We start from the raw sequence: 25,374 nt of genomic DNA on the forward strand, positions 1-25,374 counted from the left end.
TCGGCACGGTTCGTTGCCGTGTTGGGCCGGCATGGGTTCGGTGCCATAGAGTTCAGCCAGGCCGGATCGAAGGGGTAGTGAGGTCATGAATATCGGCGCGTTCGAGAAGACCGTGGTCACTTTGCTGGAGAACGGTGCCAAACTGCAAGGCCCCGCGGTGGAGAAATACATCGAGCGCCTGCGCCGAGCGCACCCCGGGGAAACCCCCGACCAGATCGTCGCCAGGATCGAGAAGCAGTACCTGCTCGCGGTGACCGGCAGCGGCACGGCGGCGGGCGCCACGGCGGCCATGCCCGGCGTCGGGACAGTGGCCTCGCTGGCCACGATCACCGCCGAGACGGCGTTCTTCCTCGAAGCCTCCGCGCTGTACACGCTGGCCATCGCGGCCGTGCACGGGGTCGCGCCCGAGGCCAAGGAACAGCGCAGGGCCCTGGTACTCGCGGTGGTGCTCGGCGACAGCGGCATGCAGATCGTGGAGCGCTCGGTCGGGCGCTCGGCGAAGAACTGGGGCACGCTGCTCGGCGACAAGGTGCCCGGCCTGTCGAGCATGAACGACTCGCTGATGAAGCGGTTCATCGTGAAGTTCCTGACCAAGCGCCTGGCGCTGATGGCGGGCAAGGTGATCCCGATGGGCATCGGCGCGGTGATCGGCGGCTTCGGCAACCGGGCCCTGGGCCGCGTCACTGTCGACAATGCCCGCAAGGCCTTCGGCCCCTCGCCGCTGGACTGGTCCAACCACCGGATCCCGGTGATCGACGCGGCCCCGCTGCCTGCCATCGAGACGGCGCGGCAGGCGGATCCGGCGCGGCGGGCCACGTCCTCGAAGCCGATCGAGCGCCGGTGACGGCATCGCGCGCCGCCGTCACCGTTCGCGCGCTGACCAAGCGCTACGAGTTCGTCCCCGCGGTGGAGGACGTGAGCTTCACCGTCACGCCGGGCACGGTCACCGCACTGGCCGGCCCGGCCGGGTCGGGCAAGACGACTGTGCTGCGGGTACTGCTCGGGTTCACCCCGCCGGACGCGGGCAGCGCGACGATCGGCGTCCCGGGTCCGGTGGGCGCGGTGCTGAGTCCGCGCGGGCTGCATCCGGCCCGGGCCGCCGTCGATCATCTCGACGTCTACGCTGCCGCGGCCGGGGTGCGCCGGGGCCGGGTGGCCGAGGTCCTCGCCGCGGTCGGGCTGACCGATCAGGCCCGCACCCGCGCGGGTGAGCTGTCCTTCGGGCAGCAGACCCGGTTGGCGCTGGCCACCGCGCTGTTGCCGGATCCCCGGTTGTTGCTGCTCGACGACGCGGTCGAAGGACTCGACGCCGCCGAGCGCGGCCGGCTGCACGATGTCGTCCGAGCGCACGCCCGGCGCGGCGGCGCGGCGGTCCTCACGAGCACCACGCTGTCGTCGGTGGTGTCGACGGCCGACCAGCTGGTGGTGCTCAGCGAAGGGTCGGTGGTCTATCTCGGGACTCCGGCGAAACTACGGCGCGGCAATCCCGACCGGCTGATCGTCGCGGCCCCGGTGCAGGTGGCGCTGGCGACCGCGCTGGCGGCGCGAGGCTTCACCGACGCGGTCATCCGCCCGGACGGACGGCTGGCGGTGGCCGAAGCCACCGAGGCGCAGATCCGCGAGGTCGCGAGCGCGGCCGGGGTGCGCGTCGACGGCATCGTGGCCGACCCGATCCACCCGGATCGAGTGCTCGCCTCGCTCACCAAGCCGCGGACCACGACCCCGCTGAACGCACCGCCGTCCTACGTGCCGCCGCCGTCGTTCGCGCCGCCGTCGGTTGGCTCGCCGTCGGTATCGCCGTCGGTTCTATCGCCACAGCCTTCGCCCTACTCCGCGCCCATGCGCCCGCCGCCCGTGCACGCGCCGTCGGTGCCCCAAGGAATGCCGCCCCAAGGAATGCCTCGATGACGACGCTGCTCGAGGAACTGACTCCGCCGGTCACCGCGGAAGTCCGCAAGGTGATGACCCTGCGCTGGTGCGTGCTGCTGGCCGCCCTGCTGCCCGCGGTGGCCCTGGTGGCCAGTTCGGTGACCGCGGGCATGGCCGGGCCGGTCGACCCCCGCGCGCAGCCGGTGACCGGACCCGCCACCATCGGGCTGCTGCTGGCGATCCTGGCGACCGTGCTGGGCGCGGGCGCGTTCGGTGCGGCCATCACCGGCGGCGAGTTCCGCTACGGCTCGATGCCGCTGACGGCCGTGTTCACCCCCGACCGCGACCGGCTCGCCGGCGCGAAGCTGCTGGTGATCGCGGCCGCCGCGCTGGCTGTGGCGGTGGTGACCGAACTCGTCGCGCTGGGTTGCCTCTTCCTGTTCGGACGCGGCAAGTTCGACGTCGACGGCAGGCTGTGGGCGATCCTGGGCACCGGCCTGGTCGCGGCGGTCTGCTGGGCGCTGATCGGCGCGGGGCTCGGCCTGATCCTGCGTACCTCGACCGGCGCGGTCGCCGCGCTGATCGGCTGGCTGCTGATCGGCGAGCCGCTGGTCTGGCTGGTGGCGAAGGGGATCGGCCTGGGCGGACTGGCGACGCTGCTGCCCGGCTCGGCCACGGTCGGGACCGTGGCTGTCGGCTCGTTCGAGGATGCCGGGATCTTCGCGCCGACACCCGCGGCGCTCGTCGTGCTGTTGCTGTGGGCGATCGCGAGTGCGGGCGCGGGCTGGTGGCTGTTGCGCGAGCGCGACCTCTGAGCTCTCATCCGGGCGATCGTTCCCGGCGGCCTCCGGTTCTGTCGCCCTCCCCTGGCCCGGGGTGGCCGGTTCCGCCACCGAATCCGGGTGTGTCCGGGCGAACACCTCACCTGTCGGTCGAGATGGATAACGTCGAACACGGTGACGTGACATGGGACTGCGGAACGGTGGTGGCGGCGAGGCGATGGGGACAGGTTCCTCGGGGATGACGGATGTTGCGGGGGCGTCGGCGGACGGGTCCGGACAGAGCGCGTCCGGCAAGAGCGGTTCCGGCACGCCCGGCTGGATACGGCGACTGTGGGCGGAGAGCCTGCGCCATCCCGGCACGCTGGCAGGCATCGGGGGCACGCTGCTGGCGGGCGCGCTCGTCGAGGTGGCCGCCCCGCTGCTGACCAAGCGGGCGCTGGACGCGGCGGGCGTCGGCGACACCGGTGTCATCGGGACGGTCGCGATCCTGCTCGCCCTGCTGGCCGTGGGGCGTTTCGCCGCCGCGTTCGGCCGCAGATTGCTGGCCGGGCGGCTGTCGCTGGACGTGCAGCACGGCCTGCGCGTGCGGGTGCTGCGCTCGCTGCAACGGCTCGACGGCGCGGGACAGGACGCGCTGCGCACCGGACAGGTGGTCTCTCGGTCGATCACCGATCTGCAGCTGGTGCAGGGGTTGCTGGCGATGGTGCCGCTGTCGGGGATGGCGCTGTTGCAGTTCACGCTGGCAGCGTCGGTGATGGTGTGGCTGTCGCCGCCGCTGGCCGTGGTCGCGCTGCTGGTGGTGCCCGGTATCGGGTTCACGGTCTACCGGATGCGGCCGCGACTGTTCGCGGCGACCTGGTCGGCCCAACAGCGCGCCGCCGACCTGGCCCAGCACGTCGAGGAGACGGTCACCGGCGTGCGGGTGGTGAAGGGCTTCGGGCAGGAGGCCAGAATGGTCGACCTGCTCGAAGGTCACGCCCGCCGCCTCTACAGCGAACGGATGCGCGCGGCCGCCATCGACTCCCGGTTCGCGCCGGTGGTGGCGGCCATTCCGCAGGCCGGTCTGGTGGCGGTGATCGCCTTCGGCGGCTGGCTGGCGTTGCGGGGTGCCATCAGCGCGGGCACCTTCCTCGCCTTCGCCGCCTACGTCTCGACCATGACCTCCGCGACTCGCGCGATGTCCTCGGTGGTCATCCTGGCCCAGCTCACCAGGGCCGCCGCCGAACGGGTCTACCAGGTCATCGATACCGCGCCGACCCTCGTCGACCCGCCGCACCCGCGGCCGCTGCCGGAGGGCCCGCTCGGCATCGAGATCGACGCGCTCACCTTCGGCTTCGAGCCGGACCGGCCCATCCTGCGGGATTTCGATCTCACGGTGCGCCCCGGCGAGACGGTCGCGATCATCGGGCCCGCGGGCTCGGGCAAGACCACCCTGTCGCTGCTGCTGCCCCGTTTCTACGCCCCGGATTCCGGCGGTATCCGCCTGTTCGGCACAGGCACAGGCGGTATCGGCGCGAACGGGTCGGGCTCGACGGGCACGCGTGAATCGGCGAACGGCCTCCCGAACAGCGTCGACCTCGCCGATGTCCGCGCCGACGAACTGCGCGCCGCCGTGGGCGTGGTCTTCGACGACCCGTTCCTGTTCTCCGACACCATCGCGGCCAACATCGGCCTGGGCAAGCCCGACGCGACCGACGAGGAGATCCGCCGCGCCGCCGAGATGGCCGCCGCCGACGAGTTCATCGCCGAACTGCCCGACGGCTACGACACCGTGGTCGGCGAGCGCGGCCTGACGCTGTCGGGCGGCCAGCGCCAGCGCATCGCCCTGGCCAGGGCGCTGCTCGCCAGGCCGCGAATCCTCGTGCTCGACGACGCCACCTCGGCCGTCGACGCCGTCACCGAAGCCGCCATCTTCGACTCCCTGCCCGATCGGGGCGGGCGCACCACGATCATCCTCGCGCACCGGGAGTCCACCCTCGCGCACGCCGATCGCGTCATCCGGCTGCCCGGCGCGGCCCATCCGAGCGTGCCCGTCGCCGCCACGGCGCCGGTCGTACGGACGCACAAGCTCGCCCCCGCGACCAAGCCGGGCGGCTTCGGCCGCGCGGCCGCCGACATCGCCGAGACTCCGCAGCTGCGCCGCACGCTGGCGACCCTGCCGCCCGCCACCGAGGAACCCGGACTCGACGACGCCAGGCTGCGCACCCCCGATCCCGGCTTCCGGCTGGTCCGGCTACTGCGCCCGGTGCGCGTACTGGTCGCCTCCGTGGTGGCGCTGCTCGCCGCCGACGCGCTGCTGGGCGTCGCCTTCCCGCCGCTGGTCCGCTACGCCCTCGACACCGGTGTGGGCGAGGGCGAATCCGGCGCTCTGGTGCGCGCCGCGATCATCGGCACGCTGCTGGTACTGGCCGCGCTGGCGATCGGCGCGGTGACCATCGTGCTGACCGCCCGCACCGGCGAACGCGTCCTCTACGGTCTGCGCGTGCGCAGCTACGCGCACCTGCAACGGCTCGGCCTGGACTACTACGAAAGGGAACTGTCCGGCCGGATCATGACCAGGATGACCACCGACGTGGACGCTCTGTCGAGCTTCCTGCAGACCGGCGTGGCCACCACCGTGATCGGGCTGCTCACCGTGGTCGGTATCGCGGTCGCACTGCTGGTCATCGACTTCTCGCTGGCGCTGGTCATGCTGGCCGCGGTGCCGCCGCTGATCCTGGCGACCGTGTTGTTCCGGCGGGTGTCCTCCAGCGCGTACTCGATCTCACGCGAGCACGTGTCGGCGGTGAACGCCGACTTCCAGGAGAACGTCACCGGCCTGCGCGCGGTGCAGGCCAACCGGCACGAACCGCGCGCCGCCCGCCGCTTCGCCGAGTACTCCCAGCGCTATCGCGACTCCCGGATGCGCGCCCAGCGGGCGATCGCGCTGTATTTCGCGTTCGTCGTGTCCTGGGCGGATCTGGCGCTGGCCGTGGTGGTGTACTTCGGCGCCCGCGAAGTCGCCACCGGCGTCACCACACCGGGCACGCTGGTGGCGTTCGTGCTGTACCTGCAACTGCTGTTCGGCCCGATCACCCAGCTCTCCCAGGTCTTCGACGGGTATCAGCAGGCCAGGGTCGGCCTGCGGCGCATCGGCGAACTGCTGCGCACCCCCTCCTCGATCGCCGCCGATCCGCCGGGGGCGACCCCCGTCACCGGTCACTTGCGCGGCGAAGTCGGGTTCGACGACGTGCGGTTCAGCTATCCCGGCACCCGCAATCCCGCGCTGAGCGGAGTCACCCTCGACATCCCGGCGGGTTCGACGGTCGCGCTGGTCGGTCCGACCGGAGCGGGCAAGTCGACCATCGTCAAACTGCTGGCACGCCTCTACGACCTGCCCCGCACCGAGCCCGCGGGCGGGTCCATCGAGGTGGACGGGGTGGATCTGCGCGATTACCGCCTCGCCGACTACCGTGCCCGCCTCGGCATCGTGCCGCAGGAAGCTCACCTGTTCACCGGCGACGTCGCCAGCAACATTGCATTCGGGAAACCATCCGCGAGCGAATCGGAGATCGCCGCCGCCGTCGACGCGGTCGGCGCGACCGGCATGATCGCCTCGCTGCCGCGGGGACTGCGCCAGCCGGTGGGCGAACGCGGGCGCGGGCTCTCGGCGGGCCAGCGTCAGCTCATCGCGCTGGCCCGCGCCGAACTCGTCCGCCCCGACCTGCTGCTGCTCGATGAGGCGACCGCCACCCTCGACCCGGAAACCGAGGCATCGGTGCTGGCAGCGAGCAGTTCCGTGGCCCGCGGACGCACCACGGTGGTGGTCGCGCATCGGCTGGCGACCGCCGCCAGGGCCGACGCCATCGCGGTCGTCGAGCGCGGACGCGTCGTGGAGTTCGGCCCCCACGAGCGGTTGCTGGCCGAGGGCGGCGCCTACGCGCGACTGTGGTTGGCGGGCCTCGCGACCGCCGCTCGCGGCGCCGTCACAGAAGGGTGACGCGGACGACACTCTTCGGAAGCGAAGGAATAAGGTCGACGCCGGACGGGTCGAACACAAGAGGGTTCGGTTCCGGCGGGTGGTGCTGGCAACGCTGATCGTCTGCTGGGCATATCCTCGACAGAGGCGCATCGGCGCGCACCCGCCGATCCCCGTGCCGGCACGTCACAAACGTCGCAGCGCAAAGAACGAAATGAGGCGAACACCTGCTGTGAGCAGTTCAACTTCCCAGTTCGGTCAGAACCAGTGGCTGGTCGACGAGATGTACCTCAAGTTCCAAGAGGATCCATCTTCGGTCGACGAGAGCTGGCACGAATTCCTCGCCGACTACACACCAGAGCCCAACTCCGAAGCCGGCGACAACGGCCGCGCGGCCGCCGCCCCGCCCGGAGCAGCTCCCTCACAGCAATCGGCCTCGCAGCAATCGGCAAAGCCTGCCACCGAGACTGCGGCGCCCAAGGCCGCGCCTCCCACCTCCCGAGCCGCCGCCCCGAAGACGGCCGCTCCCCAGGCCGCCGCCAAGACCGAAGCGCCCAAGGCGCCCAAGGCCGCCCAGGCTCCTGCCGCGAAGGCCCCCACCACGCGCGCCCCGCAGACCACCCCGGCGCCCGCCTCCAACGCCGCGCCGACCTCCGGCGGCCCCAAGCCCGCCGCCGCCGACGACGAATCCAAGGTGCTACGCGGCGCGGCCGCCGCCGTCGTCAAGAACATGTCGGCCTCGCTGTCCATCCCGACCGCCACCTCGGTCCGCGCCATCCCGGCCAAGCTGATGATCGACAACCGTCTGGTCATCAACAACCACCTCGCCCGTACCCGCGGCGGCAAGATCTCGTTCACCCATCTGCTCGGTTACGCGATCGTGCAGGCGGTCAAGGCGTTCCCGAACATGAACCGCCACTTCGCCGAGATCGACGGCAAGCCGCACGCGATCACCCCCGCGCACACCAACCTCGGCCTGGCCATCGACCTGCCCGGCAAGGACGGCAGCCGCTCGCTGGTCGTCGCGGCCATCAAGGCCACCGAGGACATGGGCTTCGCGCAGTTCCACGCCGCCTACGAGGACATCGTCCGCCGCGCCCGGGTCAACAAGCTGACCGCCGAGGACTTCTCCGGCGTCACCATCTCGCTGACCAACCCCGGCACCATCGGCACCGTGCACTCGGTGCCGCGCCTGATGCCCAACCAGGGCGCCATCATCGGCGCGGGCGCCATGGAGTACCCGGCCGAGTTCCAGGGCATGAGCGACGAGCGGATCGCCGATATCGGCGTCGGCAAGCTCATGACGCTGACCTCGACCTACGATCACCGCATCATCCAGGGCGCGGAGTCCGGCGACTTCCTGCGCACCATCCACCAGCTGCTGATCTCCGACGAGTTCTACGACGAGATCTTCCACGGCCTCGGCGTGCCCTACGAGCCGGTCCGCTGGCGCAAGGACGTCAAGGAACGCGGCGTCGACAAGAGCACCCGGGTGCTCGAGATGATCTCCGCCTACCGCAACCGCGGCCACCTGATGGCCGACACCGACCCGCTGCGCCTGGTCAAGGACAAGTTCCGCAGCCACCCCGACCTCGACGTCACCCAGCACGGGCTGACCCTGTGGGACCTCGACCGTGAGTTCAACGTCGGCGGCTTCCACGGCCAGGAGCGGATGAAGCTGCGCGACGTGCTGTCGGTGCTGCGCGACGCCTACGCCCGCCACGTCGGTGTGGAATACACCCACATCCTCGACACCGAGCAGCTGCAGTGGATCCAGGACCGCGTCGAGCAGAAGCACGTCAAGCCGACCGTCGCCCAGCAGAAGTACATCCTGAACCGGCTCAACGCCGCCGAGGCGTTCGAGACCTTCCTGCAGACCAAGTACGTCGGCCAGAAGCGCTTCTCGCTGGAGGGCGCCGAAGCGGTCATCCCGATGATGGACGCCGTGCTCGACCAGAGCGCCGAGCACAGCCTCGACGAGGTCGTCATCGGCATGCCGCACCGCGGCCGCCTCAACGTGCTGGCCAATATCGTCGGCAAGCCCTACTCGAAGATCTTCACCGAGTTCGAGGGCAACATGAACCCGGCCGCCACCCACGGCTCCGGCGACGTGAAGTACCACCTGGGCGCCAAGGGCACCTACCTGCAGATGTTCGGCGACAACGAGATCCAGGTCTCGCTCACCGCCAACCCCTCGCATCTGGAAGCGGTCGACCCGGTGCTCGAGGGTCTGGTGCGCGCCAAGCAGGACCTGCTGGACAAGGGCGACGGCCCCGAGGGCTTCTCGGTCATGCCGCTGATGCTGCACGGCGACGCCGCGTTCGCCGGTCAGGGCGTGGTCGCCGAGACGCTGAACCTCTCGGGCCTGCGCGGTTACCGCACCGGCGGCACCATCCACATCGTGGTGAACAACCAGATCGGCTTCACCACCGCGCCGGAGAACAGCCGCTCCACCGAGTACTCCACCGACATCGCGAAGTTCATCGGCGCGCCGATCTTCCACGTCAACGGCGACGACCCGGAGGCCTGCGACTGGGTCGCGCGCCTGGCGGTCGACTTCCGGCAGAAGTTCCGCAAGGACGTGGTCATCGACCTGATCTGCTACCGCCGTCGCGGCCACAACGAGGGCGACGACCCGTCGATGACCCAGCCGTACATGTACGACGTCATCGACACCAAGCGCTCGGTCCGCAAGAGCTACACCGAGAGCCTGATCGGCCGTGGCGACATCTCGCTCAAGGAGGCCGAGGACGCGCTGCGCGACTACCAGGGCCAGCTGGAGCGCGTGTTCAACGAGGTCCGCGAGCTGGAGAAGTACCCGCCGGGGCCCAGTGAATCGGTCGAGGACGACCAGACCGTGCCCGGCACCGTGCACACCGCGGTCGACAAATCGGTCCTGCAGCGCATCGGCGACGCCTTCCTCAACGTGCCGGAAGGCTTCAACGTGCACCCGCGCGTCAAGCCGGTGCTGGAGAAGCGCCGTGAGATGGCCTACGAGGGCAAGATCGACTGGGCCTTCGCCGAGCTGCTGGCCTTCGGCACGCTCATCGACGAGGGCAAGGCGGTCCGCCTGACCGGTCAGGACTCCCGCCGCGGCACCTTCACCCAGCGCCACGCGGTCATCATCGACCGCAAGACCGCCGAGGAATACACCCCGCTGCACAACATCGGCAGCGAGAACCCCGGCTGGTTCGCCGTCCACGACTCGGCGCTGAGCGAATTCGCCGCCGTCGGTTTCGAATACGGCTACTCGCTGGGCAACCCGAACGCCCTGGTGCTGTGGGAGGCGCAGTTCGGCGACTTCGTCAACGGCGCGCAGTCCATCATCGACGAGTTCATCTCCTCCGGTGAGGCCAAGTGGGGCCAGCTCTCCGACGTCGTGCTGCTGCTGCCGCACGGCCACGAGGGCCAGGGCCCGGACCACACCTCCGGCCGCATCGAGCGTTTCCTCCAGCTGTGCGCGGAGGGCTCGATGACCGTGGCGGTGCCGTCCACCCCGGCGAACTACTTCCACCTGCTGCGCCGCCATCACCACGACGGCATCCGCCGCCCGCTGATCGTCTTCACCCCGAAGTCGATGCTGCGCAACAAGGCCGTGGTCTCCGACATCAAGGACTTCACCGAGTCGAAGTTCCGCTCGGTGTTCGACGAGCCCGCCTACGAACAGGGCATCGGCGACCGCTCCAAGGTCAAGCGCGTCCTGCTGACCAGCGGCAAGCTCTACTGGGAGCTGGCCGCGGAAAAGGCCAAGCAGAAGCGCGAGGACGTGGCGATCGTGCGCGTCGAACAGCTCTACCCGATGCCGAAGTTCCGCCTGAACGAGGCACTCGAGGGCTACCCGAACGCGACCGACATCGCCTGGGTGCAGGAAGAACCGGCCAACCAGGGCGCCTGGCCCTTCTACGGCCTGAACCTGCCCGAGCACCTGCCCGAGCGTTTCGGCCGCCTGCGCCGCATCTCGCGGCGCGCCATGTCGGCCCCGTCCTCGGGTTCGTCGAAGGTGCACGCGGTCGAGCAGGCCGAGATCGTCGGCGAGGCCTTCGCCCCGACCAACTGATCTCCCCCACTACGGCGCGGGGCCGGGCAAGCACCCAGCTTGCCCGGCCCCGCGCCGTTCCACTCACACGACTATTGCAGATTCGCAGTAATATGAATATCCCTGAGCTGTAATATCGGAGGCATGATGGCTACCACGGTCGAGATTCCCGACGAAGTCCTGAACGAGGCCCTGCGGTTGACCGGTCTGCCGACGAAGAAGGCCGTCATCAACCTCGCCATGGCCGAACTGGTCCAGGGCTACCGCCAGCGCGAGGCACTCGCCCGATGGAAGCGAATGGACCACAACCCGCTATTGACCGAGGAGGAGTTGGCTGCCGAGGGCCGGCCGCTCGAGTGAGCATTCCGTTCACCCGCCCGCTGTATCTTCTCGACCACTCTGCGATGTCGCGCTACCGCACCGATACGACGGTCGCCCTCGAAATCGACCGGCTCGCCGTCGCAGGTATTCTCTGCGCCTCGATGGTGACGATGGACGAGGCCAGGTTCAGCGCACGCAACGCCCGTGATCTCACGGCCGTCACCGGCTTCTACCGCTCGGTGCTCAACTGGCTTCCCACTGACGACGCCGTGGAAGCAGAGGTCGAGCGCATCCGGTCGGCGCTGTGGAAAATCGGCGCGGGCCGCGGAGCCCAGACGACCGACATCCAGATAGCGGCGACCGCGTTGCGGCACAACGCCATAGTTGTCCACAACGACACCGACTTCATCACCATTGCCCGCGCAGTGCCCGAGCTCGCGCAAGTGCGCATACAACCCGAGTCCGGATGACATTCCTCGGGCCGCTGCGCGGATCGAGCGGTGCTTTCACGAAGTTTCGATCAGCGGCTCGATGCACCAACGCCGCCGCCCCCTCGCCGACAGCGCTAGGACGGCCAGAACGCGATCGACCACGATGCCATCTCCGCTTCGCGTGACGGAGTGCCGTTCCACGAATGCTCCTGGAAGCTCTCGTCGACAAGGTACTCCGGGTATTTCGATGGTGTCAGCACACCTCTGTTGGTGACCCCCAGCGTCGAGATCCGCTCGCCGACCGCGGTTCCCTTCACCAGCCGGGCGATGTCGGTGGCGACCGCTCGAAGGTCGTTCGCACCCGCCGAGTTAGGCACGTTCAAATGGGCGTAGACGACGAGCATCCCGGACTGATCGGCCTCGTAGGTGTGCACCATGGACAAGCACGTACCCGTCGGCATCGGGAGTTCCGCGATCGTACGTTGCAGTACCTTCGCCTCGGCGGACCAGTGATCCGGGATCGTTATCTCCACACACTCGTCATACGCTCCGCCTGTCGCAGCGGGCACAGACGTCGGCGACGATGTCGTCATCGGCAGACCCGACGGCCGTACGTCCGCCGCGCAACCGGGGATCATGAGAACGGAAGCGAGCCCCGCGACGGTCGCCAGGGTTCTCGATAAACCGGCACTCACTGGGTTCTCCTTCGAATCGGACGATTACACACCGTGGGGCATAGCGTTTCAGTCCGCCCCGTCCAGCGTCCAGTCGTCGTCCTTGTGGTTGAAGCCCTCGGATTCCGTACTGGGCCAGCGATATACGCCGTCCTCCCCTGGGAAGAATCCCGTAGGATTGAGCAGCATGACGTCGAAGGCATTCTGAACCGACCACGTGGTGGATTGGAGTTCGATGAATCCAGTGATGGTCTGGATGAGCAGATTTCCCAACTCGACGAGTGCATCGTTCAAGGTATTGATGGTCCAGAGCGCGGCCACCCCTCCGGATGCTGCAGTTTCCGCGATTGCGATACCTGCGGTGTAGACGATCGTTCCCAGTTGATCTATGAAATCCCTGTAGAACACCCGACCGGCAGTCGCCAGAGCGAGCAACTGATCTTTCACCGAAGTGCACATAGCAGTCACGCTCGTCATCGCCGTCGCCTGGTACGTGGCGGACTGCTTATACGCTTTGCATGCGCTGACACCACCCAACTCCGGATCTGGATGCGGGCATCTCTGAACGCAACCAGGCTCGACGATGTCTTCACCGAGACCTCACTCCGTGAGACCGAGAAGTGATCAGAACGCACGGACGAGGAGAGCCAAGCCCATCGTGAGCATCGTGGTGGCGACGAGCAGGTCCAGTACCCGCCACGCGCTCGGCTTGCTCAGAACAGGACCGAGCATTCTGGCGCCGTAACCGAGACCGGTGAACCAGACCAGGCTGGCAGTCATCGCACCAAGCCCGAAGCTCCAGCGCAACGATCCGTGGTCGGCGGCGATCGAGCCGAGCAGCAGCACGGTGTCGAGGTAGACGTGGGGGTTCAGCCAGGTCAGCGCCAGGCAGGTGAGCACGGCGGCGCGCACCGAGCCGGTCGTGGTGCCCGTGGTGACGAGCCCTTGCGCAGCGACTGGGCGCACGACGCGATGGGCGGCGAGCAGGCCGTAGCAGATCAGGAACCCGCCGCCCGCTACGCCAACTGCGGTCAGCGCCGCGGGCCAGGCGGTGACCACCGCGCCGAGCCCGGCCACTCCGAGCGCGATGAGGATGCCATCCGAGAGCGCGCAGATCCCGACCACCGGACCGATCGAATGCCCACGTGCACCGTGTCGCAGCACGAACGCGTTCTGTGCCCCGATCGCGACGATCAGCGACAGGCCCGCGCCGAATCCGGTGCCCGCCGTCGTGAGAATCCCGCTGTTCATGACCGCCGACGTTAGGCAGCGCCACCTCATCAGTACAGCTGAAGTTTCTTACCTATCATTAGAGATCATGATGCCCGACCTGCCGATCGACCAGGTGCTCACGCTGCTCGCGGTAGTCGACGAAGGCACCTTCGACGCCGCCGCGGCCGCCCTGCACGTGACGCCCTCCGCGATCAGCCAGCGGATCAAAGCGCTCGAACAACGCACCGGACGAGTCCTGGTGACCCGCACGAAACCGGTCCGCCCCACCGAATCAGGCCAGATCGTCGTGCGTTTCGCCCGTCAACTCTCGACGCTGCAACACGACGCCCGGCGCGAACTCGGCATCGCGACGGAGTCCGGCCCGGCCCGGCTGTCCGTCGCGGTCAACGCCGATTCGCTGGCGACCTGGTTCCTGCCCGCCCTCACCCGCGTCCCGCAGGACCCACCGATCCTGTTCGACCTGCACCGCCAGGACGAAGCCCACACCGCGACCCTGCTGCGCGAGGGACGCGTGATGGCCGCGGTGACCTCGGCGGCCGAGCCGGTCACCGGATGCAGCGTGCGCCGACTCGGCTCCGCACGCTATCTACCCGTCGCGACCCCCGCCTTCGCCGCCCGCCATCTGACCGGCGCACCGCTGCGCGAACGCCTGCCCGACGCACCGGTGATCGTCTTCGACCGCCAGGACGATCTACAGGACACCTTCGTCCGGACATTGAACCCACGAGCCGACGGCGCGAGCAGGAACCGCCACCACATCCCCACCTCGGAGGGCTACCGTGACGCGATCGCCGCCGGCCTCGGCTGGGGCCTGCTGCCCGAATCCCACGCCCAGCCCCTGATCGACTCGGGCACCCTGGAGAACCTGACACCGGGCCGATGGGTCGACGTCCCGCTGTACTGGCAGCAGTGGAAGCTGGACGTCCCCGCTCTCGCGCTCGTCGCCGACACGATCACCGCGGCGGCAGCCGAATCCCTGCACCGCTGAGCCGTCGACACGCGGTACATCACCGTTTGCCGGGGTATAGCGTGGGGACACGGCACTTTTCGTGTCAGGGCGGTCGACGAGAGGGTACGCGTGTCGCAGACAGGGCTGTCGTTGGTGACATTGGGGCTGGGCTGGGACCCGGCCGATCGTGCGAGATGGACGCGAGGCCGCAAGAGGATCGATCTCAACGCCGCCGCAATGCTTTTCGCGGGACACCAACTGGTGGACGTGGTGTACCACGAGCAGCTGTTCTCCCAGGACGGCGCGGTGCGGTTGCTCGGCGACTCCACCGACGGGGAGGGCGACGGGGACGACGAGATCATCACCGTGGATCTGACCCGTATCACACCGGTGGTGACGGCGGTGGTCTTCCTGATGACCTCCTACACCGGTCAGACCATGGACGAGGTGCAGAATTCCTACTGCCGTCTGGTCGACGGAGTGACCGGTGAGGTGTTCGCGCACTACGTGCTCAAGGATCCGGCGCACGGCTTCCTCGCCGGCGAACTGGTGCGCGGGGAGGCCGGGTGGCAGTACCGGGAAATCGCCACGGCCATCGACGCCCAGCATCCGGTCGAGGCGATCCAGCAGTTGGACCAATACCTGCCTTAGCGCGCTCATGACGCTGGTCGGGTGTCCGGCGTGAACGCCCGCCCAGCGAACCGGCAGGAAGTCAGTGCCCAAGCCTTCACCCCGATGGACGCTGATTCCATGCTTCAGCGAAATCGGGATGTGCGGCGATCACGAGGAATCGCCGGTCGGGAGTGAGCCGCCCTCGGGCATGGTTCCCGGCCCTGTCGAATACTGCGATGGTCACCAGCAGTCCGATCGGGATCCAGCCGGGTAGCACGGCGAAGCCGAGAGGAACCAGGAACTGCCGCAGATCGAACAGGCTCGCGGCCACCAACGCGCTGACAGTGGCGATGGCGGCGAGGACGGCCGTGAACCCTGCGATCCGCAGCGCGCGTGATTGTCGAACACACCTGCGGCACACCGGCCACTCGCCCCGCACCATGACCGGCTCACCGGCGACAGGCCTCCCACGTAGAACCACCACCACACCTCGCGACCGAACATCGCGGAAGTCTCGCCAAGCGAACCTCGCGTGCAGGTTGTTCATAACGTAGCCGTGCCCGAGTATTCGCGGCAGTCCGATCTGTTCGTTGTCGGCGAAGAACCCGATGGTCCCGCTCCGGAACTCCACGGCCGGTTGCCCATGACGGGCACACACACCGGGCAGCTTGCGGCGCAGATCCATCCGGACGGTACGGCCGTGCTCGAGCATCGTGCCGCGTCCCGGGTGGTATCCGATGGGGACTTGCACTTCCACGCGCGGTGGGCCGCTGCTCATGTCAGATAGCCACGCTGCCGACGTTCCTCGAAGTAGAGGTCATCGTCATCGGGCTCGTCCGGCGTGACAACCCGCTCGCGATTCGGCCGACGGGTGCCAGGGTGAACATGGTCCTCTGTTGAATTGTGGACACGATGTTCGGAAAGATCCCGCCGACATCGCCCTTCACATCCAGCCAGGTGTCTATATAGGACTCGGTCGTCGAGTTGTCATCGGCCAAGCCCGTCAGCTTCCCGGACAGTTCTTCCAGGGCCTCGGGAGCGACCTTGAAGTCATCTGTCATGCGTCGCCCCCATTGCTCGGAAGGCTGATCGGCGAGCCTTCCCGCCCTCATACCTTCACGGTTCTTTCGGGTTGGACGCGACGGACACCACCACGGTTCCAGCTGTGAGACATCTCACTCGTGCGGCGATCCCGTGCGTCCACCGCGCCCTTCGACCTCACTGATGATCGGTCTGGTCAGGCAGCACGATGACGGCGGGTGTCGGTGGTGTGGCCGGGTCCGGCGCGGGCCACAGCGCCCAGGCGGTGATCAGGAATGCGGTCAGCGCTGCCGCAGTGAGTATTGGCGAGCGCATCCGATAGCGTCGTCCGCGGGCCTTTTTCGCGTCCCGGCGCGGCGGTGGGTCGAGTTCGCGATCGAGCCCGGCGACGCCTGGAACGACCAGTCTGGCAACGAGAGGCAACACCCGGGCGGACACCCCGAAGTGCTCGAAGCTCGGGGCCAACAGTGCGGTGGCGTGGGCCGTGCGGACACGTTCGGCGATGTATGCGGTCGGCATATAGGTCTCGTCGTCGATGGTGAGCACATCGATGAGGCGGTAACCGTTGGTTCGGGCGAGTTCCTCGAGCAGATGCCGATCAGCCGTGCGGGATTCGCTGACGCCGAGATTCAGCAGGCCGAGGGCGGCTTCCGTGGCTGCCCTCTCGGACGGTTGCCCAACCGCAGGTCCGTGCATAGGAAGAGTCCTTTCAGTCGATGACGCCGCGGTCGCGGAAGTACTGGTAGTCGTCGGCGCTGACGATGAGCGCGGCAATGCGGGTCGAGCAGTGCCAGGGGCATTCGCCGTGCAGGTGCAGCGCGGCCGCGGCTGCCGCGGGTGAGCGCACGGGCCAGTGCGGGTTGTCGTGACGGCGTTTGTCGGCGGTGGGCTGGAATCCGAGGACGCTCGCGGCCTGGTCGATCGGGACAACGGCGCCGATCGACCGTGACCTGCTCGGCCGTCGGGTGTCAGCGGCCACGACGATTCCATCCGCTGCCGCATGCCCGCGTCGGCGTATCCCGTCCGAGCGCGGGCGTCCTCATCGGCCGGACTTCCCGGCCGCGCGGTCCGCGCCGAGCTGCCCGTCCAGCAGCACCGGCAGCCGCTGATGGCCGTGAGAGATGAAGCTCGCCAACGGTTTCACCGCCTCCGGCGCGACGGCGAGCGTCATCGCCGGGAATCGCCCGAACAGAGCGGGCAGCGCGATCACGGCCTCCAGGCGGGCCAAGGGCGCGCCGAGGCAGTAGTGCGGTCCGTAGCCGAAGGACAGATGCTCTTTGATCGGCCGGGCCGGGTCGAACTCGTCGGCGTCGGGTCCATACAGGTTCGGATCACGGTTGGCGGCGGCGAAGCAGGCGAGGATGGCCTCCCCGGCCTTGATCCGCGTGCCCGCCACGTCGATGTCGACCAGTGCGTAGCGCAGAGGCAGGTTCGCCACCGGCGGCGTGTGCCGCAGGGTTTCCTCGATCAGGTGCGACCAGGTGAAGGCGCCGACGCGCAACTGTGCCGCCAGTTCGGGCCGGGTCAGCAGCTGATAGATCGCCTGGTCGAGCAGGTTGACCGTGGTCTCGTAACCGGCGCTGATCACCAGCAGCAGCGTGTGTACCAATTCCTGCTCCGTGAGCCGGTCTGCGCCGTTGTCGCGGCGACTGATGAGCAGGCTGGTCATGTCGGGCCCCGGCTCGGCGCGGCGGCGAGCCACCAGTTCGGTCAGGATGCTCACCATCTCGGCGAGCGTGGCCTGTGGATCACGCCGCGGAGCGGTGGAGAAGATCTCCTCGACACACAGCCGCAGCCCGGGCCGCAGATCGGCCGGGACGCCCATCAGCGCGGTGATCACCCGCAGCGGCACCTGCGCGGCGAACTCTTCCCGCAGATCCACCACACCGTCCGCCCGCGCGGCCAGCCCGTCGAGCAGCTCGGTGGTGATCTGCCTGATCCGCGGCCGCAACTCGGCCACGCGGCGGGCGGTGAACGCGGGCCCGACGAGCTTGCGCAACCGCTGATGATCTTTGCCGTAAGCGGTGAACATGTTGCGCACCGACACCCACGAGATCAGCGGCCAGTCCGGCGGGATCTCCCCGGCGATATAGGCCGGCCAGTGCTGGGCGGCGTCCTTGGACACCCGCCAGTCGACGAACAATTCCCGCAGCAGTTCGACATCGGTCACCGCCCAGACGCGCACCCCACCGGGCAGTAGTACCGGGACCAGCCGACCCTGTTCGCGGAGCCGGGCGGCCTCACCAGGAATGTCAGCGCCCGTGACATCGAGCGCTATCGGAGCGGGAGCAGGTTGCAGATCGGTCATCGAGAGTTCGCCTTTGCATTCAGCGGGTGGGCACGGACAGCGGCGCAACGGGTGTGAAGACGACGGGCAGCTCCTCGAGCGCCCGGTGGAACGGCCCCGGCCGCCACCGCAGCCGCTCGTGCGGCAGGGCCGGCATCATCTCGGGTAGGGCGTCGAGAAGCTGATCGATCGCTTCCCCGGCGATCAGCTCGGCAAGCATCCGCGCGGGGCAACGATGCGGCCCAGCCCCGAGCCCGAGGTGCGACTCGTTGCCGCGAATGTTGCCGCCCACCACGGCCGGATCGTTGTTGCACGCGGCCAGGCTGATCACCACCGGCCGATGCGCCGGCACCCACACGCCGTCGACCAGTTGCGGCTGACGCGGATAGGACATGCAGAAATTCGCGATCGGCGGGTCACGGAACAGCACGTGCGTGAGCGCATCTCGGGTCGACAGCCCGCCGCCGACGACCTCGCCGCCGAAGTCCGGGTGGGTCAGCATCCACGACAAGGTGTTGACGATGAGATTGGTCAGCGGCTCGCTCGCGGCGCCGTAGAGGGTGACCAGCTGGTGGACTGCCTCTTCATCGGTGAGGGCGCTGGGATGGGCCAGCAGCCAGGAGGTGATGTCCTCCCCCGGCCTGGCGCGTTTGCGGCGCACGAGTTCGGCCAACGCCTCCACCATCAGGCGGTTTCCCTCGGCGGCGTCGGCGGTGGAGTCGAAGATCATCGCCATCCCCGTCGTCGCCCGCGCGCTGATGTCGGAATCGCAGCCGATCAGCTCGCCGATCACCGCGAACACCAACGGCGAAGCGAAATCGGAGATCAGATCCGCCCGGCCCCTGCCACAGAACTCGCCGACCAGCGCCACCGCGATCCGCTCGACCACCTTGTGGGTGCGGTACAGATCCACCCGGGCGAGCGCCTCCACGGTGGCAGAGCGATAGCGCGCGTGCTCTGTCCCGCTGCTGCGCAGGGCGTTCGGACGCCACTGCATCATCGGCAGCACCGGGCACTGCGGTGGGATGTCGCGCTGCCAGGCTCGTGGATCGGCGGGGAAATGCTCGGGGTCGTGCAGGATCTTCAGGGCGGTCCAGTAGCCGATCACCAGGGTCGCCGGAACATCCGGCGCGAGCCAGATCGGCGCCAGGGAGCCGAAGGGCTCGCGCATCCTGGCATAGGCGGCGTGCGGGTCGGCGGCGAAGTCCTCGGTGTAGATCGGGATACGGGCGTCGGGCTGTTCGAACGGCAGCTCCCGGACCTTTCCCCGAGGGTTGGACACTCCCTGGATGGGGCAGCCGGATGGTGTTGCAGGGAGGGGTAGTTCCCGCCGCTGCGCATACGGGATGAAATCGACGCGATGTCGGCGGTGGCCTCGTGAAGGCCGTTGCGCGCGCGTCGTCGGGCGCATGGATCGCGCGTGTCCCGAGCGATCAGCGGCGTGAGAGCCGGGTGCGCCCGCCAGCCGCATTGCGCTCGGGCTGCGGTATGGCCGGCGGTGTAGCTGAATGAGCAACGGCATGACGAAGCAGACGATCGCCAAGCCGACCGGCCCGCCGACCACCACCGACAACATCGTTGCGAGTTCGGACATCGACTCCCCCTCAGTCTTCTGATATGCGGATACGTTGTGCACTCGGACGCATCGACGAGTGCCATGAACAGGGCGGACGCTTCTGAGGCGCGGTCTCGAGGCCAGCAGCCACGGTTGAGTTCGCACAGAGGGCTTCTCGCCATCAGCTTCTACCGAGGACAGCCTCTCCAGCTATGCCGCAAATCGGTGGCTCGCCATGCATTCCGCGCATAGCGCGTTGTCTCAAACGACCGATTCGAGGATCGGCTCAGCGATGCTGATCGGACGAGTACCGCCATCACACTGACGAAGACGAGTTATGCGCGGAACGCATGGTGTCCGGCACTCAGCCTCGGTAGGGTCACTCCGATCAGAGCGGATGACGATAATCCCGAACCTCAGGGGGCCGCCCGATATGACGCGGAAGTCTCGGAAACAGCACTATTGCACCGGTTGCGGTACGCGCTTGAACAGATTCAATTCCGAATCAATCTGTGCACCATGCAGAACTGCATCTCATGCGCATAGAGAACAGCCGCCGATCCTGCCGCGTGCCTTCTGGCAGACCGACCAGATGCGCGACGCCCTCGCCACCTGGCACATGGGCCGCGTCATTCTTGCCTACCGCACCCACCCGTTCCACGGACGCCCTCTACCGCAGGAGCTGGTTGCCAACTGGCTCGGGTTGACCCAAGCGCAGCTCAGTCGCATCGAGAATGGGCAGGCCCCGGAACAACTGTCCAAGCTGATCCGTTGGGCTGACGCCCTGGGCATTCCTGCCGAGCAGTTGTGGTTCAAGCTCCCTGTCGATTCCGGCGCTACGCTCGATCAGGTGAACCGCCAGGAGTTCGTCCGCGCGGCGCTTGGAGTCACGGTGGCGGCAGTGACCCACCAGCCGCTGCTCGAATTGCTCGGGCGGATCGAGCCGACACCTATACCGGCAACCGTGGGAATGACCGAGGTCGAGGAGGTGCGGACGGCTGCGCGCGAGTTCAACTCCTGGGACCACACCTACGGCGGCGGGTTGGTACGCGAGGCTGTCTCAGCTCAACTGCGCTACGCAGTGAAGTTGCTGAGTGCCAGGTGCGCCGAGAGGCACCGGGCGGAACTGCACAGCGCAGTCGGCTTCCTCGGGCACACCGCAGGCTTCATGGCCTTCGACGCATACGCCCATGCTGACGCTCGCAGCATGTTTCAGCTCGGGCTCACCTGCGCGGAAGAGGTCGGTGACTGGCACCTCCGCGGCAAGATCCTCTCCTCGATGGCCCGCCAAGCCATTTGGTGCGGAAATCCCGACGACGGGTTGACCTTCATCGAACTGGCAATGGTCCGGGCCGATCGACTCACCGCGACCGAACGGGCAATGCTGCATTCAGCGCGAGCACGAGCGCTCGCAAAACTACATCGCACCGAGGAGGCCGCGCGGGCAGTCGGTCAGGCAGACGACGAGTTCGCGCAGGCATCACCGTCAAACGATCCTCCCTGGATGGCCTACTACGACGCCGCCCAGCACTCGGGCGACACCGGGCACGCTCTGTTCGACCTGGCGCTCGACGGCCGGTTTGTCAGCGAAGCTCGAAGTCGTCTCGAAGCGGCTGTCCACGGGCACAGTGCGGCTTTCGTTCGTTCACGATCTATTTCGCGCATCAAGCTGGCCTCACTCACGATGGCCACGGGCGATCCGATAGAAGCCAGTCTCATCGGGCGTGCCGCACTGGCAGACGCTGGGCAGCTACGGTCCCGCCGTGCAGCTGACGATCTGCGTGAACTTCGCGCATTCGCCGAACCCCACAGGCAAACAGAGGAAGTCGCAGAAATGCGGACCCTGATCGACAGCGCCCTGGTCCACGCATGACTGCGGCCGAGGACTGCGACTGGCCGGCTCTCATACGCGCGGCGGTGAACTCGGCAGGTCTCGACGCCGACGACGCGGAGCTGATACAGATCAGTGAAAACGCGATCTACCGACTTCGCGGAGGAATCGTCGTTCGGATCAGCCAGCAAGGGCAATTTCAGGCGGCACTCCGCGAGACACGGGTTGCCCGTTGGCTGGAGGCGTCGGGTGTCGCCGCTGTTCAGGTTGCGCCAGGTATCGACCAACCAATCGCGATCGACGGCCGAGCAGCGACCTTTTGGCGTGAACTGCCACCACACCGCCACAGCACCACCGCCCAAGTCGCCGCAGTGCTGAAACAACTGCATCAACTGCCATTGCCAACGGATTTGGATCTCGGCCGGATAGCGCCGTTCGTTCGCCTGGAACAGCGAATTGCCGCCGCACACATCTTGGCCGAGGCAGATCGGCAATGGTTACGCGAGCGGCTTTCCGAATTGCAGCGGCGCTGGAATGAACTCCCAGCCGGACGGCCGTGGTGCGTCATCCACGGTGACGCGTGGGTCGGCAACATCGTCGCGACAGAGGACGGCCGAGTAGTACTCCTCGACCTCGAGCGAACCTCGATCGGCCCACCCGAGTGGGATCTCGTACACACGGCGATCAAGTGGCGATCGTTCGGATGGATCACCGAGAATCAGTACACCGAGTTCTGCGATGTCTACGGTTTCGACGTGATGACCTGGGAGGGCTATGAACTCCTCCGCGACATCCGAGAACTACGCATGGCAACTATGGCCGCCCAGGTGGCATCGAGCAAGCCGATGTACACCGAACAGGCACGTCACAGATTGATGTGCATCAGAGGCGAGCGAGGACCGCGACCGTGGCCAGGATGGGCGGCTCTGGGATGACCCGGTCCGGCCATCGCTCCCGATCAACCGCGGTGGGCCATTCACGGCAACGCCCACCTACAAGAAGCACAGGAGACCGCCGCCAGGCTCGGCGCGGATCGCGACGACTACCGGCTGTGCTTCGGTCCCACCAACGCCGCGATCTGGAGTGTCGGTCTCGCCGTGGAACTGATGGACGGCGCACGCGCTGTGGAGCGGGCGAAGGGGCTACATCTGCCCGAGTCGACACCTCGGGAACGTCTCGGCCACCACTACATCGACCTGGCACGCGGATTCCAGCTCATCGGCGACAAGGAGGGCGCGTTCAGCGCACTACAGGTGGCGAAGCGGATCGCGCCGACACAGACGCGCTATCACCCGATGGTCCACGAGACGGTGCGGGCGATGGCCCGGCAGGAGGCACGGGCGACGGACACCCTCCGAGGGTTCGCCGCATGGTGCGGAATCTCGACTCTCGCGTGAGAAGCGCCGGCCTCGCGCTGGCGTCCCTCGTTATGGCGACCGGCGACCCTCGAGAAGCGACGACCATCGCTCACTCAGCTATCGATGACGCCGCACACGTGCGGTCCCAGCGCGCAAACACCTACCTCCGCGAGCTCGGAACACTGGCCGCTGCACACCCCACGCTCGACGACGTCACTCACCTCCGCCGCCGACTCGCACGCACCGCGCTGTGATGACAGAACACCCCACACGCGCGATCCTCGAGCAGGCATGCGCTGCCGTCGGCATCTCATCGGCACAAGCCGAGGTCATCAGCCTCGGCGAGAACGCCATCTACCGCCTGGCACCCGCCATCGTCGCCCGCATCTCGCGCCCCGGCCAACTCGAAGTCGCGCGCCGTGAGATCACGGTCTCGCGGTGGCTCGAGTCCACGGGCACCCCGGCTGTGCGCGTCCTCGGCGATGTCGATGATCAGCCGGTCCTGATCGGAGATCGACCGGTGACGTTCTGGCACGAACTGCCACCGCACACCAACAGCAGCCCGGCTACCGTCGCACGCGCGCTACGCAGATTGCACAGTCTTCCGCCCCCACGAACAGGCATCCCCACGCTCGACCCCTTCGCTCGTTTGGATCGCAGAATAGATGCCGCCACCAGCCTCAACAACAATGACCGAGACTGGATGCGCGCCCGTCTCGACACCCTCCGGCACCGATGGTCCGACACTCGCACCGGTCGGCCGCTGTGCGCGATCCACGGCGACGCACACGACGGCAATATCGTCACCGCTTCCACCGGCGAACCCATCATCATCGACCTCGAGCGGTTCAGCATCGGCCCACCCGAATGGGATCTCACCCAGACCGCGGTGGACTACAAGACATGCGGATGGATCAGCCGACAGCGGTACACCGAGTTCGTCGACACCTATGGGTACGACGTTACCCAGGCCCCCGACTTCGAACTGTTCAGAGACATCAGGGAATTCCGCATGACCGCATGGCTGGCGCAGCAGGCGGCCGAGAAGCCGCACCTTCGTGACCAGGCCCGCCACCGTGTCGAATGCTTGCGCGGGTCACACGGCACACGGCCATGGACCGGATGGAAGGCCCAATACTGATTCCTCGATCCGGAATAGACTTCTCGGCTGAGCGTATTCGATACATCCCGATCATCTAGCGAGCAACCGGTGACTGCCATCTCATGCAGCAGCACGCAAGTGAGGTTCGGACGAGCGGAAGGAAGGGCATGAGCAACGACGATCAATTGGTCATGGATCTCGGTGTTCCCGTCGAACGCACTGAGTGGGGGAAGTGGGTGGATCCTGATCGCCGCGAGGCACAGGTCCGCAAGTTCCTGGAGCACGCGGGGATCAGCGAGCTTCCCGCGGAGCCATGGCCGGAGGACTCGGCAGAAGTGAGAAGACTGAACCCCATCGTCGCCGACCTCTTCCCGGACATGGCTACCGCTCTGGCTCCGGAGAATTCGGACATGGCGGATGCCTTCATCTGCTTCATCGGCGAATGCTTCATCAGATTCGCGGGCGCGACATGGATCGAATACGAGTGGTTCGGTCGCGAGCACTCCTTTTATGATCACGTCAATCCAGCGCTGCGGTTCGACACAGCGGACGAAGACGAAATTACCGCCTGGTTTCTGATGGACAGCATGATCGGTTATGCCCCCGAACGGTACGAGGGGATGTTTTCCGAGATATCCGCGACAATTCGGGATTACGCCCGATACCGCGAAGAGGAGCGAAACAGCATCGACACCGATTGATAGTTACATATAAACCCTTCACCGCCGTTCCATCATTCGGGGGTTGGCGCAGCCATGGACGGATACGACAGGGATCGCAGAAGCACTGACAACAACACGCGTGGAAGAGTTTTCGAGAACGGCGCGGACCTGTTTTTCCGAGACAGCGCAAATGGATATATCAAGCAGTCGGGGATACTGAATACTCACGCAGGCGCGGTTCGTTTCGATAAGTTCAAGAAGGCGGACGGCTGCATACGGTCGATCGAAGAAAAGTCCGGTCGATTGGAGGGCAAGAAGGACGAGAAGCAGTTACACGCCGTGCGAGTCCTTCTCGAGAACAATGGGAACCACTATCACGTGCTACGTTCGGTCGAGGGCGAACACGTGTCGAAAGAAGTTCGCGAACTGATCGAGGGACTTCAACGAGACTTCCCGAAACAGTTCACCCACCGGGTTGTATCGAGGGCTGAGGCTCGCGAGATATGGGCGCTCGGACTGCAACTGGAACGAGGTCAGCAACTCGAACTGCCGGGTGTCGGCAGGCAGGCACGGGAGCAGGTTCGGGAGCGCAAGGATCCTGGGCGACAGAAAGCGTTCACGAAGGCGCTCGCGGCGGGCAAGTCCCTGGCGAATCAGCGTGAGCAGCACCGCT

General features: G+C 67.3%; 24 protein-coding genes. 15 read left to right on the forward strand and 9 right to left on the reverse strand.

All coding sequences use genetic code 11. The features are described 5' to 3' along the window. Window positions 1–85 precede the first annotated feature (85 nt). The 7 genes from NS3_RS25600 (at window position 86) to NS3_RS25630 (ending at window position 11,436) form a co-directional block, all read left to right on the forward strand. Window positions 86–844, forward strand: a complete 759-nt coding sequence (locus tag NS3_RS25600) for a hypothetical protein (protein WP_067864788.1) — start codon at window positions 86–88, stop codon at window positions 842–844. After that, window positions 841–1,908 carry an ATP-binding cassette domain-containing protein gene (locus tag NS3_RS25605; RefSeq protein ID WP_084495916.1) on the forward strand — a complete coding sequence of 356 codons (1,068 nt, stop codon included), beginning with the start codon at window positions 841–843 and terminating at the stop codon, window positions 1,906–1,908. The genes NS3_RS25600 and NS3_RS25605 overlap by 4 nt, the downstream gene beginning before the upstream one ends. Next, the gene (locus tag NS3_RS25610; protein WP_067864791.1) at window positions 1,905–2,684 is read left to right on the forward strand and encodes an ABC transporter permease; all 780 of its coding nucleotides are present in this window, start codon (window positions 1,905–1,907) and stop codon (window positions 2,682–2,684) included. The genes NS3_RS25605 and NS3_RS25610 overlap by 4 nt, the downstream gene beginning before the upstream one ends. A gap of 205 nt (window positions 2,685–2,889) precedes the next feature. Beyond that, entirely contained in the window at window positions 2,890–6,630 is a 3,741-nt protein-coding gene (locus NS3_RS25615) for an ABC transporter ATP-binding protein (RefSeq protein WP_084495920.1), read from the forward strand. A gap of 193 nt (window positions 6,631–6,823) precedes the next feature. Further along, complete coding sequence (locus NS3_RS25620) at window positions 6,824–10,666, forward strand: multifunctional oxoglutarate decarboxylase/oxoglutarate dehydrogenase thiamine pyrophosphate-binding subunit/dihydrolipoyllysine-residue succinyltransferase subunit (protein WP_084495917.1); 3,843 nt, start codon at window positions 6,824–6,826, stop codon at window positions 10,664–10,666. 123 nt (window positions 10,667–10,789) lie between these two features. Further along, complete coding sequence (locus NS3_RS25625; protein ID WP_067864794.1) at window positions 10,790–11,005, forward strand: type II toxin-antitoxin system VapB family antitoxin; 216 nt, start codon at window positions 10,790–10,792, stop codon at window positions 11,003–11,005. Beyond that, window positions 10,933–11,436: a PIN domain-containing protein gene (locus NS3_RS25630; RefSeq protein WP_084495918.1), complete on the forward strand. Its 504-nt coding sequence runs from the start codon at window positions 10,933–10,935 to the stop codon at window positions 11,434–11,436. The genes NS3_RS25625 and NS3_RS25630 overlap by 73 nt, the downstream gene beginning before the upstream one ends. A 95-nt stretch (window positions 11,437–11,531) precedes the next feature. Here NS3_RS25630 and NS3_RS25635 read toward each other — a convergent pair whose 3' ends face one another. From NS3_RS25635 to NS3_RS25645, 3 genes are all read right to left on the reverse strand, one after another. Continuing rightward, window positions 11,532–11,858, reverse strand: a complete 327-nt coding sequence (locus NS3_RS25635) for a hypothetical protein (protein WP_157101536.1) — start codon at window positions 11,856–11,858, stop codon at window positions 11,532–11,534. A gap of 282 nt (window positions 11,859–12,140) precedes the next feature. Further along, window positions 12,141–12,548: a hypothetical protein gene (locus NS3_RS29325; RefSeq protein ID WP_157101537.1), complete on the reverse strand. Its 408-nt coding sequence runs from the start codon at window positions 12,546–12,548 to the stop codon at window positions 12,141–12,143. A 147-nt stretch (window positions 12,549–12,695) separates the two neighbouring features. Next, window positions 12,696–13,322 (reverse strand): LysE/ArgO family amino acid transporter, encoded by a 627-nt coding sequence (locus tag NS3_RS25645; RefSeq protein ID WP_067864804.1) that lies wholly within the window; start codon window positions 13,320–13,322, stop codon window positions 12,696–12,698. 67 nt (window positions 13,323–13,389) lie between these two features. Here NS3_RS25645 and NS3_RS25650 point away from each other — a divergent pair, with 67 nt between their 5' ends. Beyond that, on the forward strand, window positions 13,390–14,292 hold the full coding sequence (locus tag NS3_RS25650) for a LysR family transcriptional regulator ArgP (RefSeq protein ID WP_444980685.1): 903 nt from the start codon (window positions 13,390–13,392) through the stop codon (window positions 14,290–14,292). Window positions 14,293–14,382: 90 nt separating this feature from the next. After that, a complete protein-coding gene (locus NS3_RS25655) occupies window positions 14,383–14,904 on the forward strand; it encodes a TerD family protein (protein ID WP_245649812.1) in 522 nt (173 codons plus the stop codon). Between the two features lie 76 nt (window positions 14,905–14,980). Here the strand turns inward: NS3_RS25655 and NS3_RS25660 are convergent, their stop codons facing one another. The 6 genes from NS3_RS25660 to NS3_RS25685 all read right to left on the reverse strand — a co-directional run bounded on the left by NS3_RS25660 (window position 14,981) and on the right by NS3_RS25685 (window position 19,475). After that, a complete protein-coding gene (locus NS3_RS25660) occupies window positions 14,981–15,643 on the reverse strand; it encodes a hypothetical protein (RefSeq protein ID WP_067864810.1) in 663 nt (220 codons plus the stop codon). A gap of 1 nt (window position 15,644) precedes the next feature. Further along, window positions 15,645–15,926 carry a hypothetical protein gene (locus tag NS3_RS25665; RefSeq protein WP_067864813.1) on the reverse strand — a complete coding sequence of 94 codons (282 nt, stop codon included), beginning with the start codon at window positions 15,924–15,926 and terminating at the stop codon, window positions 15,645–15,647. A 157-nt stretch (window positions 15,927–16,083) separates the two neighbouring features. Then, window positions 16,084–16,602 (reverse strand): hypothetical protein, encoded by a 519-nt coding sequence (locus NS3_RS25670; protein WP_067864816.1) that lies wholly within the window; start codon window positions 16,600–16,602, stop codon window positions 16,084–16,086. 13 nt (window positions 16,603–16,615) lie between these two features. Beyond that, on the reverse strand, window positions 16,616–16,885 hold the full coding sequence (locus NS3_RS25675) for a hypothetical protein (protein ID WP_067864819.1): 270 nt from the start codon (window positions 16,883–16,885) through the stop codon (window positions 16,616–16,618). 60 nt (window positions 16,886–16,945) lie between these two features. Then, a complete protein-coding gene (locus tag NS3_RS25680; RefSeq protein WP_067864822.1) occupies window positions 16,946–18,214 on the reverse strand; it encodes a cytochrome P450 family protein in 1,269 nt (422 codons plus the stop codon). A gap of 19 nt (window positions 18,215–18,233) precedes the next feature. After that, window positions 18,234–19,475 (reverse strand): cytochrome P450, encoded by a 1,242-nt coding sequence (locus tag NS3_RS25685; RefSeq protein WP_245649813.1) that lies wholly within the window; start codon window positions 19,473–19,475, stop codon window positions 18,234–18,236. A gap of 865 nt (window positions 19,476–20,340) precedes the next feature. On the opposite strand from NS3_RS25685, the gene NS3_RS25690 reads away from it, so the two are divergent. The 6 genes from NS3_RS25690 to NS3_RS29330 form a co-directional block, all read left to right on the forward strand. Next, entirely contained in the window at window positions 20,341–21,621 is a 1,281-nt protein-coding gene (locus NS3_RS25690) for a helix-turn-helix domain-containing protein (protein WP_067864825.1), read from the forward strand. Next, window positions 21,618–22,514 carry a phosphotransferase family protein gene (locus NS3_RS25695; RefSeq protein ID WP_084495919.1) on the forward strand — a complete coding sequence of 299 codons (897 nt, stop codon included), beginning with the start codon at window positions 21,618–21,620 and terminating at the stop codon, window positions 22,512–22,514. Before NS3_RS25690 ends, NS3_RS25695 begins: the two co-directional genes overlap by 4 nt. A 171-nt stretch (window positions 22,515–22,685) precedes the next feature. Then, on the forward strand, window positions 22,686–22,976 hold the full coding sequence (locus NS3_RS25700) for a hypothetical protein (RefSeq protein WP_157101538.1): 291 nt from the start codon (window positions 22,686–22,688) through the stop codon (window positions 22,974–22,976). 214 nt (window positions 22,977–23,190) lie between these two features. Then, window positions 23,191–24,078, forward strand: coding sequence for an aminoglycoside phosphotransferase family protein (locus NS3_RS25705; protein WP_067864830.1), 888 nt, complete (start codon window positions 23,191–23,193; stop codon window positions 24,076–24,078). A gap of 128 nt (window positions 24,079–24,206) precedes the next feature. Then, the gene (locus tag NS3_RS25710) at window positions 24,207–24,740 is read left to right on the forward strand and encodes a hypothetical protein (RefSeq protein WP_157101539.1); all 534 of its coding nucleotides are present in this window, start codon (window positions 24,207–24,209) and stop codon (window positions 24,738–24,740) included. 54 nt (window positions 24,741–24,794) lie between these two features. Further along, window positions 24,795–25,374 (forward strand): hypothetical protein (locus NS3_RS29330; RefSeq protein WP_157101540.1); only part of this gene is annotated, 580 nt, incomplete at its 3' end.

Origin of the sequence: Nocardia shimofusensis NBRC 100134 (assembly GCF_001613125.1) — a bacterium.
In the GTDB taxonomy this organism is placed as follows: domain Bacteria; phylum Actinomycetota; class Actinomycetes; order Mycobacteriales; family Mycobacteriaceae; genus Nocardia; species Nocardia shimofusensis.

Coding starts and splice junctions, on each gene's coding strand:
- NS3_RS25665 (WP_067864813.1), bottom strand. CDS start 15,926: ATGACAGATGACTTCAAGGTCGCTCCCGAGGCCCTGGAAGAACTGTCC.
- NS3_RS25620 (WP_084495917.1), top strand. CDS start 6,824: ATGAGGCGAACACCTGCTGTGAGCAGTTCAACTTCCCAGTTCGGTCAG.
- NS3_RS25660 (WP_067864810.1), bottom strand. CDS start 15,643: ATGAGCAGCGGCCCACCGCGCGTGGAAGTGCAAGTCCCCATCGGATAC.
- NS3_RS25705 (WP_067864830.1), top strand. CDS start 23,191: ATGACAGAACACCCCACACGCGCGATCCTCGAGCAGGCATGCGCTGCC.
- NS3_RS25680 (WP_067864822.1), bottom strand. CDS start 18,214: ATGACCGATCTGCAACCTGCTCCCGCTCCGATAGCGCTCGATGTCACG.
- NS3_RS25650 (WP_444980685.1), top strand. CDS start 13,390: ATGATGCCCGACCTGCCGATCGACCAGGTGCTCACGCTGCTCGCGGTA.
- NS3_RS25690 (WP_067864825.1), top strand. CDS start 20,341: ATGCGCGACGCCCTCGCCACCTGGCACATGGGCCGCGTCATTCTTGCC.
- NS3_RS25630 (WP_084495918.1), top strand. CDS start 10,933: ATGGAAGCGAATGGACCACAACCCGCTATTGACCGAGGAGGAGTTGGC.
- NS3_RS25600 (WP_067864788.1), top strand. CDS start 86: ATGAATATCGGCGCGTTCGAGAAGACCGTGGTCACTTTGCTGGAGAAC.
- NS3_RS25645 (WP_067864804.1), bottom strand. CDS start 13,322: ATGAACAGCGGGATTCTCACGACGGCGGGCACCGGATTCGGCGCGGGC.
- NS3_RS25695 (WP_084495919.1), top strand. CDS start 21,618: ATGACTGCGGCCGAGGACTGCGACTGGCCGGCTCTCATACGCGCGGCG.
- NS3_RS25635 (WP_157101536.1), bottom strand. CDS start 11,858: ATGCCGACGGGTACGTGCTTGTCCATGGTGCACACCTACGAGGCCGAT.
- NS3_RS25710 (WP_157101539.1), top strand. CDS start 24,207: ATGAGCAACGACGATCAATTGGTCATGGATCTCGGTGTTCCCGTCGAA.
- NS3_RS25610 (WP_067864791.1), top strand. CDS start 1,905: ATGACGACGCTGCTCGAGGAACTGACTCCGCCGGTCACCGCGGAAGTC.
- NS3_RS29325 (WP_157101537.1), bottom strand. CDS start 12,548: ATGACGAGCGTGACTGCTATGTGCACTTCGGTGAAAGATCAGTTGCTC.
- NS3_RS25625 (WP_067864794.1), top strand. CDS start 10,790: ATGATGGCTACCACGGTCGAGATTCCCGACGAAGTCCTGAACGAGGCC.
- NS3_RS25670 (WP_067864816.1), bottom strand. CDS start 16,602: ATGCACGGACCTGCGGTTGGGCAACCGTCCGAGAGGGCAGCCACGGAA.
- NS3_RS25615 (WP_084495920.1), top strand. CDS start 2,890: ATGACGGATGTTGCGGGGGCGTCGGCGGACGGGTCCGGACAGAGCGCG.
- NS3_RS25700 (WP_157101538.1), top strand. CDS start 22,686: ATGGACGGCGCACGCGCTGTGGAGCGGGCGAAGGGGCTACATCTGCCC.